We start from the raw sequence: 19,012 nt of genomic DNA on the forward strand, positions 1-19,012 counted from the left end.
ATATATAGTCTTTTCGCTGGGCTTCCTGTTTTTGATCGCATTATCTGGCGTTCCTGTCCAAGCGGCGGATATTTCGCCTTTTGTCGGCGACTATGTTGGATCTGCAAGTGTTGTCGATGATGACGGTACCGAAACGCCACGCGACATGAGCGTGTCGATTCACGAGATGAAGAACGGTTTTAACATCAGTTGGACCACAACGACCTACAAGGCGGATGGCCGCATCAAGGAACAGAAATTCTCGATTGATTTCAAACAGTCCGACCGGGCAGATGTTTTTTCGGCTGCGATGAAACGCAATGTGTTCGGTCACGAAGTACCGCTTGACCCGATGCAGGGCGAACCCTTTGTCTGGGGCCGGATCCAAGGTGATACTCTAACCGTATTTTCCCTGTTTATCGGCGAAACAGGCGACTACGAATTGCAGCAATATGACCGTACATTGGCTGAGGGCGGTCTGGACCTGTCGTTTTCGCGGTTCCGCAATGGGGAAAAGTCCCGTTCGGTCGAGACTTTTCTTAAAAAACAATAGTCTATTGAGCAATTATTTGCGGAAACTGTCCAGCGAGACGACCTCGGCGTCTTGTTGATCTGCCCCTTCCTCAACCTCGATTGATTCCTCGATGATGGGGTCGGCTTCTTCCTCATCATCGGGGCTTTCAAACCGCAAGCCGAATTCGACGGATGGGTCGACGAAGGTTTTGATCGCCGCATATGGGATGTATAGCGGTTCCGGTGCGTCTCCAAAGTTCAGCGTGATGGCAAAGCCTTCGTCGCCGACCTCTAGATTTTCGAACCAGTGCTGCATGACAATTGTCATCTCTTCAGGGTACCGCTCGCGCAGCCAATCCGCCAGCTCAACGCCATCCTGACGCGTATCAAAGGTGATAAAGAAATGATGCGCCCCAGGCAGGCCATTATCGGCAACGCTGTCCAGAACGGATTTGATGAGCCCGCGCATCGCGGTGTGCATCAGGTTTCCATAATCGATGTCTTGCGACATGTGTCATCCTCAAAAGTGGTTACCCTCAGCATAGGGGATTTCGACGGAAACGAAAGACCAGGTATGCGAGGATTGTTCAAAGGAAGTGAATTCCCGTTCCAATCATGGCCATGATGACCAGAGTTGTTGCCATCCCAAATTTAAACTTAAAAATCAATAGCCCAGCCAATAGTGTCAGGATCAGAGCGGCAGGATCCAGGGTGGCTGGATCGGGCCTGGGGATGGTCACCGGACCCCAGGACTGTTGGGGAATAGTCTGAAACAGAACGTTCAGGCTGAACCACACTGACAGGTTAAGAATCACACCTACCACAGCGGCAGTAATCCCGTGCAGCGCGGCGGACAACCTTGGACGGGTCGCCAATTGGTCCAGATAGGGGGCGGCCAAAAAAATCCAAAGAAAACACGGTACAAATGTGGCCCAAAGGGCAACCGCTCCAGCCGCAATCGCAAGCGGCGCCCCGCCGTTGATTTGACCGGTCAACATGGCGACAAACTGTGTCACCAGAATCAACGGCCCCGGAGTCGTTTCGGCCAGACCCAGCGCGTCGATCATCTGATCTGTGCTGACCCATTGATATTTTTCAACCACGGTCTGGGTCATATAGGCCAGAACGGCATAGGCCCCGCCAAACGTGACAACGGCAAGGCGAGCAAAAAACCAGCCCAGATCGCTCAACAGTTTTTGTCCCGCCAAGGTCAATGCCAACAGTGGCCCCAGCCACAGAACCAGCCAAATTGCGGCGGTGCCGAGCATTCCTTTGACCTTTGGGGCAGGGGGTGCATCTGCGGTGGTGACCTCGCCGTTAAACGTGACATAGCCCCAGATAGCTGCCGCCAGAATGATCAGCGGAAAGGGAAGGTTCAGCGCGAAAATCGCAAGAAAACCCAACCCAGCGATCGCACGGTGTTGCGTATCGGTCAGCGCTTTGCGCGACAGGCTCCTAAGGGCCTGAAGAACGATGACAATCACAGTCGCTTTCACACCCAAAAAACCAGCCTGCACCACTGGCAGGTCGCCAAACGCAGCATAAAGCCCCACGAGAATGGCGATGACAAATGCACCCGGTAGTACGAAAAGGGCACCTGCGATCAACCCGCCGGTCACACCACGCAGACGCCAACCGGCATAAGTGGCCAGTTGCATGGCCTCGGGGCCGGGCAGAAGCATGCACAGGGACAAGGCGCGCAGATAAGCCTGTTCGTCCAGCCACGGGCGTCTCTCGACCAGTTCCTGGTGCATCAGTGAGATTTGCGCGGCCGGCCCTCCGAACGACAGCAACCCGATGCGGCCAAACACCCGGACAAGGTCTGAAAGGGATGGCGTCATGATTTGCGATCCGTTGGCCAGTCGTGCCCCTCGTCAAACCCGTCCCGCGCCCAGCGGTACAGTGCGTCATACAAGTGCAGCCCTGCCTCGAGGTTTTGGTGATCGTCGCGGTACTGGCGTGACAAGCCGACAGAGATTGCCAATAGCCCGGCGGCTTCGGGGGCGAGATCATGGCGATTGGTGTCGGCGGCCCGAACGACCGTGGCTAATCGGTCAAGCGCCGGCATGCGCAGCTGAAATTCGTCCAGCATGGTGTCAAATGTGCAGCGATCCTGTCTGTGGGACCAAAACGTATCCTCTATATCGAACGGCGTTGCGTCAAAGGCCTCGGCGGTGGCTTGCACCTCGGACGGTGCCACGAATAGAAACTGCGCGTCCGGGTCGACAAAGCGGCGGATCAGCCAGGGGCATGCGATCCGATCGATTTTGGGCCGGTGACGCGTGACCCAGACGGATCGACCACCCTCGTGCCATGGTACGGCCGAGGCTGGAACCCGCGGCGCGTCGGGCATTTCCCGCCAGCCAAACATACCACCTTCCAGGTATTCCGCCACACAACCTTTGCTTCTCAGCCAAGAGACAACCCCTTGGCTGAGCTTTTTGCCCTTTTGGCAAATGATGACAGCCGCACGGTCGCCAATCCTTTCGGCGATCCCGTCGATATCTTTGCCGGGATGACGCAATGAGCCGGGGATCAGAAAGGGATCGGCTGTGAAATCCTCATCCAGACAAATGTCGACCAAAACCGGAGCCTGTGGCGTTCCGAGTAGGCGCATCAGCTGTTTAGGTGTAATTGAATTGGGCGCAGGCATAGCATGTCTCCTGTTTTGGGCGGATACATGCGAAACTTGGGCTGGCGCCTCACGGGGCGTTCGCAATCTTACCCCATGATCTTTGCTTACGGCTAAGCGCCAAAGGGGTCAAGATTGCCTGAACCGTGTTACACCCAATCGAGCCTTTGACCTGTCATGCAGACAGGCAAGGTGTCTTGCGGAAACTGCCCGAGTTGTTCGAACAAAGAGATGAAGTCGAATTGGTTATAAGCCTCGACCATGCGACCGTCCTTGACCCGCGCGAACACGCTGCCAGTGGCCATTAGCGGGGCGCCATTGTCGGCCCGCGTCGTGCTGACATGCAAAATGGCAGAAACCCAGTCCCCATCTTCGACGATCTTTGGAATTTCGACCTTGATGTCCCCAAGAACGTGACGAAACGCCATGACCAGATCGCGGAAATCATCCGCGCCGACCTGCATTTCGGGGATCAACCCTTCGGCCATCGTATCAGCGCTAAAATACTGATCTATCGCATCAAGGTTCCCGTTTTCCCAAACCTCGGAATACCATCCTTTGACGACATCTGTATGGGACATCCCGACTCTCCTTTTTCTGTCGGGGTCAGCATGAGACCAAAGGGTGAATAAACTCTGAACGTGAACAAGATCAGGGTTAAACAGCAGACATTAGGGAGAAAATGCAGGTTTCTGTTGCCAGGTACCTGCGAACCCCGCCTTACGCGGCTAGGCGCAAGGACTTAAGTTTCGGTCTTGTTACTGCTTACGCAGCAACTGCAACCGGAGCACGATTGTCGTTTGCAATTGTACTATTTTCGCCGGTAACGGTGGCAGACAGCCGAGACAAAGCTAACCCCTTTAGACGTTCGTCGATCCTATTTCGGCCCCAAAATCCTCAAACGAAGGATGGTTGGTGGAGCCGCCGGGTACCGCCCCCGGGTCCGATCCGCTTATTACGAGCGCGTTTATGTCCATAGTCCCGAAAGACATATCCTATATAGGTGAGCGCGCGCGTGGATGCAAACTAGGAATTCCAATCTACGCTTGCTTTAAAAACAGATGCTTACGCAGCCCTGTTGATGTTCGCCAAGATCAACCACAGCGACAGGGCCAATTCGATTCCTCCAAATGTCATGGCTTTGATGAGTGGCGGATTATCAAAAATGACCGAGACAAACCTCCCAAGCGCCGCGCCCGCATAAACAACGCCCAACATGGCATAAGCCATAGGATTGTTCAGCCACAGCACCACCGCGCCGGTTACGACAAATAGCCCACCGACTGATGCGCGCATCTCGCTGAGACCCATGTTGCTGTCGGTTGGTGTCAAATCCAACGAGGCCGCAGTGAACGCGGGCGCCAGAAATCCGAAGAGGCCAAAACCTATGGTCAAGAGGGCGGCAATTACGTTCAGCGCTGTTGTCATCTGTCCCTCATCAAGCAGGTTTACGATGTTGCTGGGCGACATCCTGGGCCAGCTTACGGGTGTATTCTTCTAGCTCAACTAGTTTTGCATCTACCTTTGCCGCATCCCTTTCTTCCAGCGCATCGGCAATCTGATTGTGCAAGGAGATGATTTGTTCACGCGATCGGGCGGTGAAGGTGATCATGTTCATCAAGGGCTGCATGGCCTCGACAGCGCCGGCCAACTGGTAAGAGAGCACCGGGTTGTCGGCACCATCTACCAAGGCCCGATGGAATGTGACGTCTGAAGCGCAAAAGGCCTCATCCGAAAGCCCAGGCTGTGCCTGACGGAAAATCTCGGCCCGCATGGTGGCCAGTTGATCCGAAGTACGGCGTTGCGCAGACAAAGGCGCGCAGGCGCGTTCCAACGAAAATCGGGCCTCGCAGGCAGTATCAAAGCTGACCTCATTCATCGACAATAACAGTGTTGAGGTTGTGATTTGCTGCGAATGCGCATCCTCAAAGCTGATCCGATTAACAAAAGCCCCCCCGCTGGCACCCCGCTGCGTTCGGATCAAGGATTGCGCGGCTAGACGTTTCAATGCCTCGCGCACCGTGGGGCGTGAGACCTGAAACTGATCGGACAGTTCTGCCTCGGACGGCAAACGCTCATCCACGATCAATTCACCCGAGATGATGGCATCACGGATGGCCTGCGCGATTTGCGCAGACAAATCGGCGGGTTTTCGTGGGTCGATTTTCATATTCCGGGGACCGTTGGTAAGATTTTATTTGTCTGACATTTAAAAGTCTGACATTTGAATTGCAAGGACTGAGTCGGGAGGGACGCATGAGTCGCGCAGTTCTACGCAGCGGTTTGTGGCTTGGGTTTTACAGCCTGATTCTGTGGGCCTGGTGGATGATGTTCACCATGAGCCGCGGAATGGATCTGGATTGGATCGGGCGCCCCGGCCCAATGGGGCAAGCGATGGCCGCCATGGATCCGCGCATGGATATGTACATGCCGATGGCCGAATTTAGCCCGCTGTTCTGGATGTGGGCCATCATGATGGCCGCAATGATGTTGCCGACCCTTGTGCCGACCTTGCGCAGCTATGATGACCTGATCCACAGCGCCAATGGCACACGAGCTGGTTGGCTGGGCGTTCTGGCGGGGTATTTCATCGTCTGGGTCGGGTTCGCGGCGCTGATCACGGGGGTTCAGCTGGTTTTACTGTTCGGTGGCGTTGTCGACATGCTGGGCATCGCCAAATCCAGCTTTGTGGCCGGTGGTTTGATGATCGCAGTTGGCGCTTTTCAGTTCACCCGCGCGAAAGAGGTCTGCCACGGAGTTTGCCACGCGCCCATGACCTATTTTCTAGTTCATTGGAAAACCGGTTTCACAGGCGGGTTGCGCATGGGCCTGGGGCTGGGCGCTTTCTGCGTCGGATGTTGTTGGGGCTTTATGGCGCTGGGTTTCGTTGGAGGCGTCATGAGCTTGCTTTGGATGGGGTTGGCGACTCTGTTCATGGTTTTGGAAAAATTGCCTCAGATCGGTCACGCAGTGACGCGACCAATGGGGTTTGCTCTAGTTGCAGGGGGAATTCTCCTGTTGATCTATCCCTTTATTTTCGGAGGATAAGTATATGGCTAAGAACAGAAAACCTGAAGCCGACAGGTTGCCGATCAGCCAACGTATCGACAGTCGTATGCCAAATCCCAAGCGGCGCGAGATGAGTCCTACTGATTGGGTCATCAAGGGAGAGTTGATCCTCAACTGCTCGTGCGATGTGTTTTGCCCCTGCGTTGTATCACTGGGGGCGCATCCTCCGACCGAAGGGCATTGCCACGCGTGGATGGGGGTCATCATCGATGAAGGCCATTACGAGGGCGAGGACCTGTCGGGTTTGAACGTTGGTCTGCTGGTCGATATTCCCGGTCGCATGGGCGAGGGCCAGTGGAAAGTCGCGGCCTATGTCGATGAACGCGCTAGCGGCAAGGCCTATAACGGTCTGCTGCAAATCTTCAGCGGGCAGGCGGGCGGTACAACTGGTCTGTTCACCATGCTGGTCAGCGAGATCATCGGGGCCGAGCGGGCCCCTGTCCAGATCGAACGCGATGGCAACAAGCGCCGCATCGTAATCGGTCGCAAGATTCAGGGCGAGATTGAGATGTTGGCGGGTAAAGACCCCGAGCATCCGGTGATGGTTTCGAACTCGAAATACTGGATGGGACCGGATATCATCGTAGCGCGTGGAACCAAATCCAAGGTGCGTGATTACGGCCGCGTCTGGGATTTCGGCGGTAAATCGGCCGAGATTTGCCCGATTGACTGGCATGGACCAAAATAATGATCACCGGGGCCTATGCACAGGAAATGGCGCGGTATAATCAATGGCAGAACAGCCAGTTGTCCGCTTTTCTTCAAGACCTGACACCCGAGGAGTTAGCGAAAGATCGCGGCGCTTTTTTTGGCTCGATCATGGGGACTGCTAACCATCTTTTGTGGGGTAACTGGATTTGGATTTCGCGTTTTGATCAAAGCGATGGTCCAGGTGGCGGCATCCCGGAAAGTGTGTCTTTGTGCCCTGATCTGGCCGAGTGGTTGCCGCTGTGCAAAACAGTCGACGCCCGCATCTCCAATTGGGCTGGATCGCTTGAAGAGGACCTTCTGACTGGTGAATTCACGTGGTTCTCGGCGGCAAAAGAAGCTGACGTTACATTGCCCTACGCGCAATGCGTCATCCATATGTTCAACCATCAGACCCATCATCGCGGGCAATTGCACCAAATGCTGACCGAGACCGGATCAGCCGCACCTGTTAGCGATTTGGTGTTTATGCCAAAGGAGGTTTGAATGCCGCAAATTTCCTTATCCCGCCGGTTGCGGCGTACGCCCTTCTCAGACGGTGTCGAGGCTGCGGGAGTTAAAGCATACACGGTCTATAACCGCATGTTATTGCCCACAGTTTTCGAAAGCGTCGAGGCAGATTACAGGCATCTGAAATCCCACGTTCAGGTCTGGGATGTTTCCTGTGAACGGCAGGTTGAGCTGCGCGGCCCGGACGCGGGCAGATTGATGCAAATGCTGACGCCGCGTGATCTGCGGGGGATGCTGCCGGGGCAGTGCTTTTACGTGCCCATCGTCGATGAAACCGGTGGGATGCTGAACGATCCTGTGGCGGTGAAGTTGTCCGATGATCGTTGGTGGATTTCCATTGCTGACAGTGACCTGCTTTTTTGGGTCAAAGGGGTCGCCAACGGGTATCGGCTGGATGTTCTGGTGGATGAACCCGACGTGTCGCCCTTGGCGGTTCAGGGGCCCAAGGCGGATGACCTGATGGTGCGCGTATTCGGGGATCGCGTGCGGGATATCCGGTTTTTCAAATTCGATATGTTCGAATTCGAAGGGCGTGACCTGGCCGTGGCTCGGTCGGGTTATTCAAAACAGGGTGGGTTCGAGATCTATGTCGAAGGCACTGAAATAGGCATGCCGTTGTGGAACGCCCTTTTTGCGGCGGGTGAGGACCTACAGGTGCGGGCGGGCTGTCCCAACCTGATCGAGCGGATCGAAGGTGGTTTGCTGTCTTATGGCAATGACATGACCGACGACAACACGCCGCACGAATGTGGTTTGGGCAAGTTCTGTAATACTCACACCGCGATTGGGTGTATCGGTCGGGATGCATTGTTGCGTGTGGCTAAGGAAGGCCCGGTACAGCAGATTCGTCCAATTGCGATTGAGGGCAACGCAGTACCGCCCTGCGACCGACCGTGGTCTGTGTTCGCAGGTGGAAGGCGTGTGGGGCAGGTGACCTCAGCCGCGTGGTCCCCGGATTTCGGGACGAATGTCTCAATCGGCATGCTGCGATTAAGCCACTGGGAAGCAGGAACGATTGTCGAGGTTGAAACACCAGACGGCATGCGCCGCGCCACAGTGCAGGAGCGTTTCTGGATCTAAGGGAGGGTTTGGGCGTCGCCCTCGTCGCTACACGGCGCACCCGAACTCATTCAGCCAGGCGTAGAACGGCCTGGCGCTAGGAAAACGAAAGGAAATCGGATGTTCAACGCATTGGTGATGGAAAAGGATGAAGAGAGCGGCTTGGCCAGCCCCTCGGTCAAGCAGTTGTCTCTGGATGATTTGCCAAATGGTGACGTGACCGTGGCGGTCGAGTATTCGACGGTGAATTACAAGGATGGTTTGTGTACGTCGCCAAAGGGTGGCGGGCTGGTGCGCAACTACCCACATGTACCGGGCATTGACTATGCCGGGACCGTCGAAGCGTCATCAGATGACCGCTATAAGCCCGGTGACAAGGTAGTTTTAACCGGCTGGCGCGTGGGTGAGGCGCATTGGGGCGGGTATTCGCAGAAAGCCAATGCACTGGCCGATTGGTTGGTGCCCTTGCCCGATGGCTTGGATGCTCGCCAGGCAATGGCTGTAGGCACGGCCGGATTTACTGCGATGCTGGCTGTGATGGCGCTTGAGGATCACGGAATGACACCCGATCACGGGCCGGTTTTGGTAACCGGGGCCGCAGGTGGGGTCGGATCTGTGGCCACGGCCATTCTGTCCAATCTTGGCTACGAAGTGGCAGCTGTTACCGGTCGACCCGAGGCGGGGGATTACTTGAAATCTCTGGGGGCCAGCACAATCGTCCCGCGGGAAGAGCTGAACGAAACCACCAAGCGGCCTCTGGAAAGCGAAAGCTGGGCTGGCTGCGTTGATGCGGTCGGAGGAGAGATGCTGGCGCGCGTCCTGGGGCAGATGAAATACGGCGCCTCGGTCGCGGCTGTGGGGTTGGCGGGTGGTGCTGCTTTGCCTGCGACGGTCATTCCATTCCTTCTGCGCGGCGTAAATCTGCTGGGCATCGACAGCGTGATGCAGCCTTATGAAAATCGTGTCCGGGCGTGGCAACGTATCGCCACCGATCTGCCGATGGATAAGCTTGAGGCAATGGTTCAGCCTGCAACCCTTAACGATCTGCCGCAACTGGGCGCCGATATTCTGAAAGGTCAGGTCAAAGGCCGCGTCGTCGTTGACGTAAACGCCTGATCGGAAAAGCTTCCTTCAGACCCGCCGACTAGGATGTCGGCTGGTCTGTTTGGTATTTAATCAACCGAAAAAATGCTGAAGACACCTCTGGTCAATGGCGCATTTCCACATCATCATTGCTATACATCCCAATTGCGATGGCTTAGAAGCCATGCAAACAGCACCTGAATACGGGGAGTGAGCAGCATGTCTGACGATTTCGAACTGGATACCGATGATCTGAAACGGCGCATGGAAGGCGCCATGGCCAACCTCAGAACCGAATTCGCCTCGCTTCGGACCGGGCGGGCGTCGGCCTCGATGCTTGAGCCGGTGATGGTGGATGCCTATGGCTCGATGACTCCGATCAATCAGGTTGGGACGGTGAATGTACCCGAACCGCGCATGGTGACCGTCAACGTCTGGGACAAGGGTCTGGTAGGCAAGGTTGAAAAGGCGATCCGCGAAAGCGGGCTGGGGATCAATCCGCAGCTGAACGGTACGATCATCATGCTGCCGATCCCGGAACTGAACGAAGAACGCCGCCGCGAATTGGGCAAAGTTGCCGGGCAATACGCTGAACACGCCCGTGTCTCGATCCGGAATGTGCGCCGCGACGGGATGGATCAGGTCAAAAAAGCCAAAGCGGACGGTATGTCCGAGGATGATCAGAAATTCTGGGAATCCGAGGTTCAGGACCTGACCGATGAGATGATCAAATCTGTAGACGCCGCGCTTGAGACCAAGCAGGCCGAGATCATGCAGGTCTGAGACAGGGAATGCTCAACACCCCTCATACTTCGCCCGCGCTTGGGCCGCGCCATGTCGCTATTATCATGGACGGAAATGGTCGCTGGGCGCAGGCGCGTGGTCGGCCAAGACTGTTCGGACACCACGCCGGGGCGCGGCGCGTGCGCGAGGTGGTTGAGGCCTGCCCGGAACTTGGAATCAAATACCTTACGGTTTTTGCCTTTTCGACCGAGAACTGGAAACGCACGCAGGCCGAGGTTGCCGGGCTGATGAGCCTATTTCGGCGCTACATCATCAAAGAAACCCGGACTCTGAAGGAAAATGGTATCCGGGTTCGGTTCATTGGGGATCGCGTTCGATTGGACGCCAAGCTGATTGCCTTGATGGACGCGCTGGAGGAAGAGACCAAGAATAACGATCTGGTTCACTTGACAGTCGCCCTGAATTACGGCGGTCGGGATGAGGTTGCGCGTGCCACCAAACGTCTTGCGCTGGACGTGGCCGAAGGACGGTTGCGCCCCGAAGATGTTGATGAAGAAACTCTGCCCAAGTATTTGGACACGCATGTTCTTCCTGATCCCGATCTGGTTATCCGGACCAGTGGTGAGGCGCGGATATCCAACTTTCTGCTGTGGCAATCGGCCTATTCCGAATATGAATTCATCGACACGCTCTGGCCGGATTTCACAGCGGCCGAGCTGGAACGGCTGTGTCGCAACTTTGGCTCTCGCGAGCGCCGGTTTGGGGCAGTGCGGGTATGAGCGACGGCCGATGGTCTGACCTAAGCGCCCGGATTCTGTCCGCAGCCGTTTTAATTGCCATCGGTTCGGTCGAGGTTTGGCTGGGCGGCCTTTGGTTCGAAGCATTCATCGCAATTGCCTGCGGTTTGATGACCTGGGAGCTGGTGCGGATGATCGACCCGGACAAGGTCGGCGTGCGCGTTCAGCTTGGCATTCTGACCGGAGTGGCCGTCTTGATCAGCTACCACGTGCCGCCGCTTTTTAAGCTTCCGGTTCTGGTGGCTCCGGCTTTGGTTGGGGCGGGGCAGGTCGGTCGTTCGAAAACGACTTATGCGCTATTTGCCGTCTGGATTGCGGCAGCTGGTCTGGGCTTCATCTCTATCCGCGAGACGATGGGCTTTGGCTGGATGGTTTGGCTGATTTCGGTGGTCGTGGCGACGGATGTCGCCGGGTATTTTGTTGGCAAAACCTTTGGGGGCCCAAAGTTTTGGCCCAAGGTCAGCCCCAAGAAAACATGGTCGGGCACTGCCGGAGGCTGGGCCGCAGCAGCCATTGTGGGGGCTGTTTTTGCGATCTATGCCGGATTTGGGTTCATGTTTGTTGTGATCTCGGTTTTGGCCTCGATGGCCAGTCAAGCCGGAGATATCGTCGAAAGTGCGACCAAACGGAAATTCGGGGTCAAGGACAGTTCGAACCTGATCCCGGGACATGGCGGATTTCTCGACCGGTTTGACGGGATGATGGGGGCGGCCTTGTTCGTTCTGATTGCGGGTTTGATTTACTCCCCCGGGGGCATGTAATGCGCAGAGTTTCCATTTTCGGCGCGACCGGATCGGTCGGACAGAACACAATCGACCTGATTGACCGGAATCCGTCGGCCTATGACGTGGTGGCATTGACCGGCGGTGCAAATATCGAAAAGCTCGCCGACGATGCACGCCGACTGCAGGCTGATTTGGCCGTGACCGCGCATGAGGATCAGCTCGAGGACCTGCGTGCTGCACTATCCGGCAGCGGTGTCGAGGCTGCGGCCGGACAGGCTGCGCTGACCGAAGCGGCAGCGAGGCCAGCGGATTGGGTCATGTCGGCCATCGTCGGTGCGGCCGGATTGCCACCGGGTCTTGAGGCATTGAAACAAGGTGCGACCCTAGCCCTGGCAAACAAGGAAACGCTCGTTTGTGCCGGACCGTTGGTGTTGGAAACGGCGCGAAAACACAATGCCCGACTTTTGCCGGTGGACAGCGAACACTCTGCCGTGTTCCAGGCGCTGGTGGGCGAGGATATGGATGCAGTTGAACGGATCATTATCACCGCCAGCGGTGGCGCGTTCCGCGATTGGCCGTTGAGCGATCTGGTCAATGCCACGGTCGAGCAAGCCTCGAGCCATCCGAACTGGGATATGGGTCAGCGGATCACCATAGACAGCGCTTCGATGTTCAATAAAGCGCTAGAAGTGATTGAAACGCGGGAATTCTTTGGTGTTTCCCCTGATCAGATCGAAGTGTTGGTGCATCCCGAATCCATCGTGCATTCGCTGGTTGGGTTCAATGACGGCGCGGTCATGGCTCATATGGGCGCACCGGATATGCGCCATGCAATTGGCTATGCGCTGCACTGGCCGGATCGGCGCAAGCTACCGGTCGAACGTCTGAACCTGGCGAAACTGGGTCAGTTGCGCTTTCAGGACCCGGACGAGACCCGCTATCCAGCGCTGCGCCTCGCCCGTAACGTGATGCAGCGCGGCGGTCTGTCAGGTGCGGTGTTCAACGCCGCGAAAGAGCGGGCGCTGGACCTGTTCATCGCACGCGGGGTCAGTTTTCCAGAGATGGCCCAGATCGTTGAAAGTGTATTGGACAGATTTGAGACGTCAGACGGCCTTCTTGATGCCTCTTTAACCCTTGATAACGTACTGCAAACGGACCATCTGGCACGTAAGTGGGCAGAAGAAGCCGTGATGCAGAAAGCAGGATAGAAACTTGGACGTACTCTCTCTGATCCCTCAATTCGGCAACTTGCTTTATACCATCGTTGCCTTTGTGATCGCCCTGTCCGTCATCGTCGCGGTACATGAATACGGCCATTATATCGTCGGGCGTTGGTCCGGTATCCATGCCGAGGTGTTCTCGGTCGGGTTTGGCCCGGTATTGTGGAGCCGTATCGACAAACGCGGAACACGTTGGCAGATCGCAGCCTTGCCTTTCGGCGGGTATGTCAAATTCCTTGGGGATGCCAACGCCGCATCCGGCAAGGACGAAGGCGCAATGCAGGAAATCACCGAGCAAACCCCCGAAGAGCTGCGCCGCACCATGCACGGCGCGCCCTTGTGGGCGCGGGCAGCTACCGTTGCCGCAGGGCCGGTGTTCAACTTTGTGATGTCCATTGTGGTGTTTGGCCTGATTTTTATGTCTCAGGGCGTTACGCGCGATCCTTTTACAGTCGGCGAATTGCGCTCGTTGCCCGGTTCGGTGCAGGAATTGCAGGACGGGGATGAAATCGTCGCAATTGCGGGTCTTCCCGTTCCTGATTTTGATCAGCAGGGGGCCTGGTCTGATTTTACGGATGCACTGCCTGTTGAACCGGAGTTGGATTACACGGTGATCCGCGATGGGCAGACACTGGATGTATCCGGCCCCTGGTTGTTCCCGGCGCTGATCCAACAGGTCGTTCCACGCAGTGCAGCCATGGATATCGATCTAAAGTCGGGCGACGTTATCACGGCCGTCAACGGCGATCCTATCTTTGCCTTTGAGCAGCTCAAAGAACATGTAGAGGGATCGGACGGCAAGGTTCTGTTGCTGAACGTTTGGCGCGACGGGGCCGAGCTTGAATTTGCCCTGGCCCCGCGTCGCACGGATGAGCCGCAGCCGGAAGGTGGCTTTGTGACCCATTGGCGCATCGGGATTGTGGGTGGAATGGCTTTGGAACCAGCGACGGAACCCGCGGGCCTTCTGGCATCTCTTTCCGGCGGTGTGCAGCAGACCATTCGTATCGTTGACGGCTCTTTGTCGGGCGTCTGGCATATGGTGACGGGGGCGATCAGCACCTGCAACATTTCCGGTCCCATCGGCATTGCGGAAACTTCGGGCGCTATGGCCAGTCAGGGTGCTCAGAATTTCATTTTCTTTATTGCCGTTCTGTCAACCGCCGTAGGCTTGCTGAACCTGTTTCCCATTCCGGCATTGGATGGGGGCCATCTGGTATTCTATGCGTATGAGGCTATTGCAGGCAAACCACCCAGCGACGGTGTACTGCGCGTACTTATGGGGGTTGGCGTATCGTTGATCCTTGGACTTATGGTCTTTTCGGTTACGAACGATCTGTTCTGCTGATTGTGGCATCGTTCACAAGAAAATGCCCCAATTCCGCCCCAATTCCAGCTTAGGTTAATAGCCGGTAATTGAACCGTGTCAGAGGTAGTTATGACAAAGGCCCTGCGTAAATCCGCCAAAAGCTTTGGGTGCTTGTTCGTGTTGAACTGGGATACATTGCTGTTCTTCGGTGTGACTGCCGTGGCAATGGGCGGTTGGGCCTATTTGATCACTATGTGATTCTTAAGACCTGTTATTGAAACTACACAAGGCGGCCTACGGGCCGCTTTCTGTTTTGGTCTTTTGACAAGGCTAAATATTCTCGCTAATCAGCTTTAAAGTCCAAAAATATTGGGTAGTGAAAAATATGACTGATAGGCGAGGCGCGGGCACATCCTGCGGTGGGCAGAAGCCGAAAAACAAGATTTTGTGGCGGTCACTAACGTTAATATTCCTTCTTACATTGGTAGGTTTTGTACCGTTTCCGCAGGCCGCGTGGGCGCAAAATTTCGTCTTTAATTCGTTCGATGTCGAAGGCAACCGACGTATCGAAACCTCGACCATTATTGAACGTACAGGAATCGAGCCGGGCCAGTCGGTCACAGCGGGCGAATTGAACGATGCGTATCAGCGTTTGCTTGACAGTGGTGTTTTTGAGACAGTCGAATTGACGCCGCGTGGCAGTACGCTGGTTATCGAAGTTGAAGAATATCCGACAATCAATCAGATCAGCGTTGAAGGTAACAGCCGCGTAAAAGACGACGTGCTGCTTGAAGCGATCTCATCAGAGCCACGCCGCGTCTTTACACCGCAAGTCGCGGAGGCTGACGCCGACCTGATCGCCGAGATCTACTCGTCTCAGGGACGGGTGTCTGCAACGGTCATTCCCCGCATCATTCGCCGCAGTGACAACCGTGTCGATCTGGTATTCGAGGTCGCAGAAGGGACCACGATCGAAGTCGAGCGTGTGAGTTTTGTCGGCAACCGAGCTTATTCTGACCGGCGCCTGCGCAGGGTTCTGGAATCGAAACAGGCGAATATCCTGCGGACGTTTGTAAGCAGCGATACTTTCATTGCTGACCGGATCGAATTCGACAAACAGGTCATTCGGGATTTCTACTTGTCGCGTGGTTATGTCGATTTCCGCGTGAACAGCGCAAATGTGGAATTCACTCGCGAGCGCGACGCTTTCTTCTTGGTGATGAACATCACCGAAGGTCAAAAATTCTCATTTGGGCAGATCAGCACTGTCAGCGAAATTCCGGGTGTGGATCCTGCTCCGTATCAGGATGCACTGAAAATTCGACCGGGAGTGACTTACACTCCGATGCTGATCGAAAACTCGATTGCGCGGATGGAACGTCTCGGCATCAAGCAGGGCGTCGATTTCCTGCGTGTGGAGCCGCGCGTGACGCGCAACGCACGTGACCTGACTCTGGATGTGCAGTTTGTTCTGACCAAAGGCCCAAGGATTTTTGTCGAGCGGATCGATATCGAAGGCAACACAACCACGCTTGACCGCGTGATCCGTCGTCAATTCGATACGGTGGAAGGTGACCCCTTTAACCCGCGTGAGATCCGTCAGGCCGCCGAACGTATCCGGGCCTTGGGTTTCTTTGCTGCGGCCGATGTCGAACCGCGCGAAGGGTCTTCGCCCAGCCAGGTGATTGTGGATGTGGATGTAGAGGAACAGCCGACGGGTTCGCTGAGCCTGGGTGGTAGCTACTCGGTTTCTGATGGTTTCGGGGTTGCGATTGGCCTTCAGGAATCTAACTTCCTGGGACGCGGGCAAACAATTGGCGTCAATTTGTCGACTGCCCAGGATGCCGAACAGTACACGTTGAACTTCTCGGAACCTTACCTGCTGGGGCGCAAACTTCGGTTTGATCTGGGATTGGGTCTGTCGACGACCAATTCAAGCTTTGCCAGTTATGACACTGAGACGCTATTCTTCCGGCCTCAGTTGAGCTATGCGATTGGCGAGTTGTCATCCCTGCGTCTGCGCTATGGTTGGCAAAACAGCGAAATGACCCAGCAAGGTGACGAAACTAACGGTGCAGTCATTTCGTCGGAAATCGATCAGGGTGAGCGTACCACCAGTTCTCTGGGTCTCTCGTACGTTTATGACAGCCGGATCGGAGGTCTGAACCCGAATGCAGGCGTCCTTTTTGAGGCCGGTATTGATGCTGCAGGACTGGGCGGCGACAACGAATACTTCAAGACGACGGCCCGTGGTGTCGCCCAGACACGTGTCTGGAACGAAGAAGTTGTTCTGCGTGCGTCGATGGAAGTCGGTGCGCTGCACTGGAGAGGTGATGATTTCAGCCGCACTATCGACCGCTTTGTTTTGGGGCCCAGCATCTTCCGCGGGTTCGAGCCCGCGGGTCTTGGTCCGCGCGACTTGTCCAACGGACAGGATGACGCGATCGGGGGCAATTACTATTGGGTTGCGCGTTTGGAGTCGGATTTCCCGCTGGGTCTGCCCGAAGAATTCGGTCTGCGTGGCGGCGTGTTCTACGACTTTGGTAACTTGTACAATCTTAACGACGTCAATACGGCCGGTGCCAATATCGTCGGCGAAGACGGCTCGATCCGCCACGTAATTGGTGTGTCGGTTCTGTGGGAAACGCCGTTTGGTCCGCTGCGCTTCAACTTCTCGAAAGCGTTGAAAAAGGAAGACTTTGACAAAGAGCAGAACTTCGACCTGACGGTTCAGGCTCGGTTCTGATCCTGAATGTTGAAAACTGTGTTCATGAAACTGCAGGGCCCTTTATGGGCCCTGTGTGTATTTCTGACCCTTGTCTTTTCGGAGCCAGTAGCGGCCCAACAATTGGGGGTTCCGCAAAGCAGCGTGGTGACGTTGTCCAGCGAGCGTTTGTTTGCTGAATCTGCCTTTGGTCAACGTGTCCTTCGAGAGATCGAGGCCGAAGGCGTTCTTTTAGGGGAAGAAAACGAACGGATCGTGGCCGAGCTGAGCCGAGAGGAAAAGGTTCTGACGGAACAGCGTGCGACCATGACGGCCGAAGAATTTCGCCCCCTGGCCGATGCCTTTGACGAAAAGGTTCAGTCGCATCGGGAGGGGCAGCGCGCAAAACTGGACGTGTTGGCACGACGCAGTGAAGAGGCTCGGCAGATGTTTCTGGAACTTGCACGGCCGGTTTTGATTGACCTGCTACGCGAATCCGGCGCTTCGATCATTATTGAACGATCCAGCGTTTTCCTCAGTTCGGATCGAACCGATATCACCGATGCCGCCATTGCGCGGATCAATGCGGCGATCGGCGACGGCAGTGCCGTTGAAAATGGGGCCAGTGAATAGGTTTGCTTGCCCTTAGGGCGCGGTATTGCTAACCACGCCGCAAACAGAAATCCAGAATGGGACTACAACACCATGAGCACGGAAACCAAAAGCGCCGACATCCAGTTGATCCAACGGATTTTGCCGCACCGCTATCCGTTTCTGCTGGTCGACAAGGTGGTTGATATCTCGGGTTATCAATCGGCCGTTGGCATCAAGAATGTCACAATGAACGAACCACATTTTCAGGGCCATTTTCCCGGAACGCCGATCATGCCCGGCGTGACCATTGTTGAAGCGATGGCGCAAACTGCAGGTGTGATGCTGGGCGTCGGTATGGACGTGATCGACAGCGAATTGCTGATCTATTTCATGAACATCGACAAGTGCAAATTCCGCCGCAAAGTGATCCCTGGCGATGTGCTTGAAATGCACGTGGATACCGTGCGCGGTAAGAAGGGTGGTAAGATCTTCAAGTTCAGCGGCCGGGCGACGGTTGATGGCGAAGTCGCAGCCGAAGCCGAATTTTCGGCCTATGTCGACTGGGACATGGAAAAGACAACATGAGCGGCATCCACCCAAGCGCAATCATCGAAGACGGTGCGCAGATCGGTGAAGGCTGCTCCATCGGACCATTCTGCTTTGTCGGCAGTCAGGTTAAGCTGGGCGACCGGGTAGAATTGAAGTCCCATGTCGTCGTGACCGGCGACACCCAGATCGGTGATGAGACCGTGATCTTCAATTTCTCGGTAATCGGAGAAATTCCGCAGGACCTGAAATTCGGGGGTGAGAATACGCGGCTTGAGATCGGCAAGCGTAACCGCATTCGTGAACATGTGACGGTGAATACCGGAACCGAGGGCGGCGGCGGTGTGACCCGGATCGGCGACGATTGTCTTTTGATGGCAGGTGTGCACGTGGCGCATGACGTTCAGATCGGGGATCGTGTGATCATGGTGAACCATTCCGGCGCGGCGGGTCACTGTGTCATCGAGGATGATGTGATCGTGGGCGGAATTTCCGGCCTGCATCAATGGGTGCGCGTGGGCCGTGGCGCGATCATCGGCGCACTGACTATGGTGCCCAATGACGTGATCCCATATGGCCTGGTTCAGGCGCCTCGGGGTGAGTTGGACGGACTGAACCTGGTTGGCTTGAAACGGCGCGGTGTCTCGCGCGAGGATATCTCGGCCCTGCGTGCTGCATTCCGCGAATTGTCGACTGGCGATGGCACGTTTATGGAACGCGCGCACCGTGTAGGTGTGGACAACGAAAGCGAATATGTGCAGCGGATCGTGGATTTCGTGACCGGGCAATCCGATCGCTCGTTCCTGACGCCGAGGAAATAGGT

General features: G+C 55.9%; 22 protein-coding genes and 1 other RNA gene. 16 read left to right on the forward strand and 7 right to left on the reverse strand.

Translation table 11 applies throughout. The annotated features are described in order from the left end of the window. The first annotated feature begins 4 nt into the window (after nucleotides 1-4). Nucleotides 5-532, forward strand: a complete 528-nt coding sequence (locus tag ACR0B8_RS04475; protein WP_226688805.1) for a PH domain-containing protein — start codon at nucleotides 5-7, stop codon at nucleotides 530-532. 12 nt (nucleotides 533-544) lie between these two features. Here ACR0B8_RS04475 and ACR0B8_RS04480 read toward each other — a convergent pair whose 3' ends face one another. The 7 genes from ACR0B8_RS04480 to ACR0B8_RS04510 form a co-directional block, all read right to left on the reverse strand. Then, nucleotides 545-1,003 (reverse strand): SspB family protein, encoded by a 459-nt coding sequence (locus ACR0B8_RS04480; protein ID WP_226688485.1) that lies wholly within the window; start codon nucleotides 1,001-1,003, stop codon nucleotides 545-547. Nucleotides 1,004-1,079: 76 nt separating this feature from the next. Continuing rightward, complete coding sequence (chrA, locus tag ACR0B8_RS04485) at nucleotides 1,080-2,333, reverse strand: chromate efflux transporter (RefSeq protein ID WP_170358357.1); 1,254 nt, start codon at nucleotides 2,331-2,333, stop codon at nucleotides 1,080-1,082. After that, complete coding sequence (locus ACR0B8_RS04490; protein ID WP_170358359.1) at nucleotides 2,330-3,145, reverse strand: chromate resistance protein ChrB domain-containing protein; 816 nt, start codon at nucleotides 3,143-3,145, stop codon at nucleotides 2,330-2,332. The genes chrA and ACR0B8_RS04490 overlap by 4 nt, the downstream gene beginning before the upstream one ends. Before the next feature lie 128 nt (nucleotides 3,146-3,273). Beyond that, on the reverse strand, nucleotides 3,274-3,705 hold the full coding sequence (locus ACR0B8_RS04495; RefSeq protein WP_170358360.1) for an ester cyclase: 432 nt from the start codon (nucleotides 3,703-3,705) through the stop codon (nucleotides 3,274-3,276). A 100-nt stretch (nucleotides 3,706-3,805) separates the two neighbouring features. Further along, nucleotides 3,806-4,153, reverse strand: a transfer-messenger RNA (tmRNA) gene (gene ssrA / locus ACR0B8_RS04500). 36 nt (nucleotides 4,154-4,189) lie between these two features. Beyond that, nucleotides 4,190-4,552, reverse strand: a complete 363-nt coding sequence (locus ACR0B8_RS04505) for a DUF4345 family protein (RefSeq protein ID WP_226688484.1) — start codon at nucleotides 4,550-4,552, stop codon at nucleotides 4,190-4,192. Nucleotides 4,553-4,562: 10 nt separating this feature from the next. Beyond that, complete coding sequence (locus ACR0B8_RS04510) at nucleotides 4,563-5,294, reverse strand: FadR/GntR family transcriptional regulator (protein ID WP_226688483.1); 732 nt, start codon at nucleotides 5,292-5,294, stop codon at nucleotides 4,563-4,565. Nucleotides 5,295-5,380: 86 nt separating this feature from the next. On the opposite strand from ACR0B8_RS04510, the gene ACR0B8_RS04515 reads away from it, so the two are divergent. The 15 genes from ACR0B8_RS04515 to lpxA all read left to right on the forward strand — a co-directional run bounded on the left by ACR0B8_RS04515 (nucleotide 5,381) and on the right by lpxA (nucleotide 19,010). Further along, nucleotides 5,381-6,172 carry a DUF2182 domain-containing protein gene (locus tag ACR0B8_RS04515; RefSeq protein WP_170358364.1) on the forward strand — a complete coding sequence of 264 codons (792 nt, stop codon included), beginning with the start codon at nucleotides 5,381-5,383 and terminating at the stop codon, nucleotides 6,170-6,172. Between the two features lie 4 nt (nucleotides 6,173-6,176). Further along, nucleotides 6,177-6,881 (forward strand): DUF1326 domain-containing protein, encoded by a 705-nt coding sequence (locus ACR0B8_RS04520; protein ID WP_170348634.1) that lies wholly within the window; start codon nucleotides 6,177-6,179, stop codon nucleotides 6,879-6,881. Beyond that, complete coding sequence (locus ACR0B8_RS04525; RefSeq protein WP_226688482.1) at nucleotides 6,881-7,387, forward strand: DinB family protein; 507 nt, start codon at nucleotides 6,881-6,883, stop codon at nucleotides 7,385-7,387. The genes ACR0B8_RS04520 and ACR0B8_RS04525 overlap by 1 nt, the downstream gene beginning before the upstream one ends. Further along, on the forward strand, nucleotides 7,388-8,491 hold the full coding sequence (locus ACR0B8_RS04530; protein WP_226688481.1) for a dimethylsulfoniopropionate demethylase: 1,104 nt from the start codon (nucleotides 7,388-7,390) through the stop codon (nucleotides 8,489-8,491). Between the two features lie 99 nt (nucleotides 8,492-8,590). Beyond that, a complete protein-coding gene (gene acuI / locus ACR0B8_RS04535; RefSeq protein ID WP_170348637.1) occupies nucleotides 8,591-9,586 on the forward strand; it encodes an acryloyl-CoA reductase in 996 nt (331 codons plus the stop codon). Between the two features lie 186 nt (nucleotides 9,587-9,772). Further along, complete coding sequence (frr, locus tag ACR0B8_RS04540) at nucleotides 9,773-10,336, forward strand: ribosome recycling factor (protein ID WP_170348638.1); 564 nt, start codon at nucleotides 9,773-9,775, stop codon at nucleotides 10,334-10,336. Between the two features lie 8 nt (nucleotides 10,337-10,344). Continuing rightward, nucleotides 10,345-11,076, forward strand: a complete 732-nt coding sequence (locus ACR0B8_RS04545) for an isoprenyl transferase (protein ID WP_170358372.1) — start codon at nucleotides 10,345-10,347, stop codon at nucleotides 11,074-11,076. Continuing rightward, complete coding sequence (locus ACR0B8_RS04550) at nucleotides 11,073-11,855, forward strand: phosphatidate cytidylyltransferase (protein ID WP_226688480.1); 783 nt, start codon at nucleotides 11,073-11,075, stop codon at nucleotides 11,853-11,855. Before ACR0B8_RS04545 ends, ACR0B8_RS04550 begins: the two co-directional genes overlap by 4 nt. Then, nucleotides 11,855-13,027 (forward strand): 1-deoxy-D-xylulose-5-phosphate reductoisomerase, encoded by a 1,173-nt coding sequence (gene dxr, locus ACR0B8_RS04555; protein ID WP_226688479.1) that lies wholly within the window; start codon nucleotides 11,855-11,857, stop codon nucleotides 13,025-13,027. Before ACR0B8_RS04550 ends, dxr begins: the two co-directional genes overlap by 1 nt. A gap of 4 nt (nucleotides 13,028-13,031) precedes the next feature. After that, nucleotides 13,032-14,384, forward strand: coding sequence for an RIP metalloprotease RseP (gene rseP / locus ACR0B8_RS04560; RefSeq protein ID WP_226688478.1), 1,353 nt, complete (start codon nucleotides 13,032-13,034; stop codon nucleotides 14,382-14,384). A gap of 90 nt (nucleotides 14,385-14,474) precedes the next feature. Further along, nucleotides 14,475-14,603 (forward strand): hypothetical protein, encoded by a 129-nt coding sequence (locus ACR0B8_RS04565; protein ID WP_264187062.1) that lies wholly within the window; start codon nucleotides 14,475-14,477, stop codon nucleotides 14,601-14,603. A gap of 127 nt (nucleotides 14,604-14,730) precedes the next feature. Then, entirely contained in the window at nucleotides 14,731-17,091 is a 2,361-nt protein-coding gene (gene bamA, locus ACR0B8_RS04570; RefSeq protein WP_170375233.1) for an outer membrane protein assembly factor BamA, read from the forward strand. Nucleotides 17,092-17,115: 24 nt separating this feature from the next. After that, on the forward strand, nucleotides 17,116-17,682 hold the full coding sequence (locus ACR0B8_RS04575) for an OmpH/Skp family outer membrane protein (RefSeq protein ID WP_170349401.1): 567 nt from the start codon (nucleotides 17,116-17,118) through the stop codon (nucleotides 17,680-17,682). 72 nt (nucleotides 17,683-17,754) lie between these two features. Continuing rightward, nucleotides 17,755-18,228 (forward strand): 3-hydroxyacyl-ACP dehydratase FabZ, encoded by a 474-nt coding sequence (gene fabZ / locus ACR0B8_RS04580; RefSeq protein ID WP_170513986.1) that lies wholly within the window; start codon nucleotides 17,755-17,757, stop codon nucleotides 18,226-18,228. Next, nucleotides 18,225-19,010, forward strand: coding sequence for an acyl-ACP--UDP-N-acetylglucosamine O-acyltransferase (gene lpxA / locus ACR0B8_RS04585; protein ID WP_480636581.1), 786 nt, complete (start codon nucleotides 18,225-18,227; stop codon nucleotides 19,008-19,010). The genes fabZ and lpxA overlap by 4 nt, the downstream gene beginning before the upstream one ends. Nucleotides 19,011-19,012: the final 2 nt, after the last annotated feature.

It is taken from the genome of Ruegeria sp. BH6 (assembly GCF_056538105.1).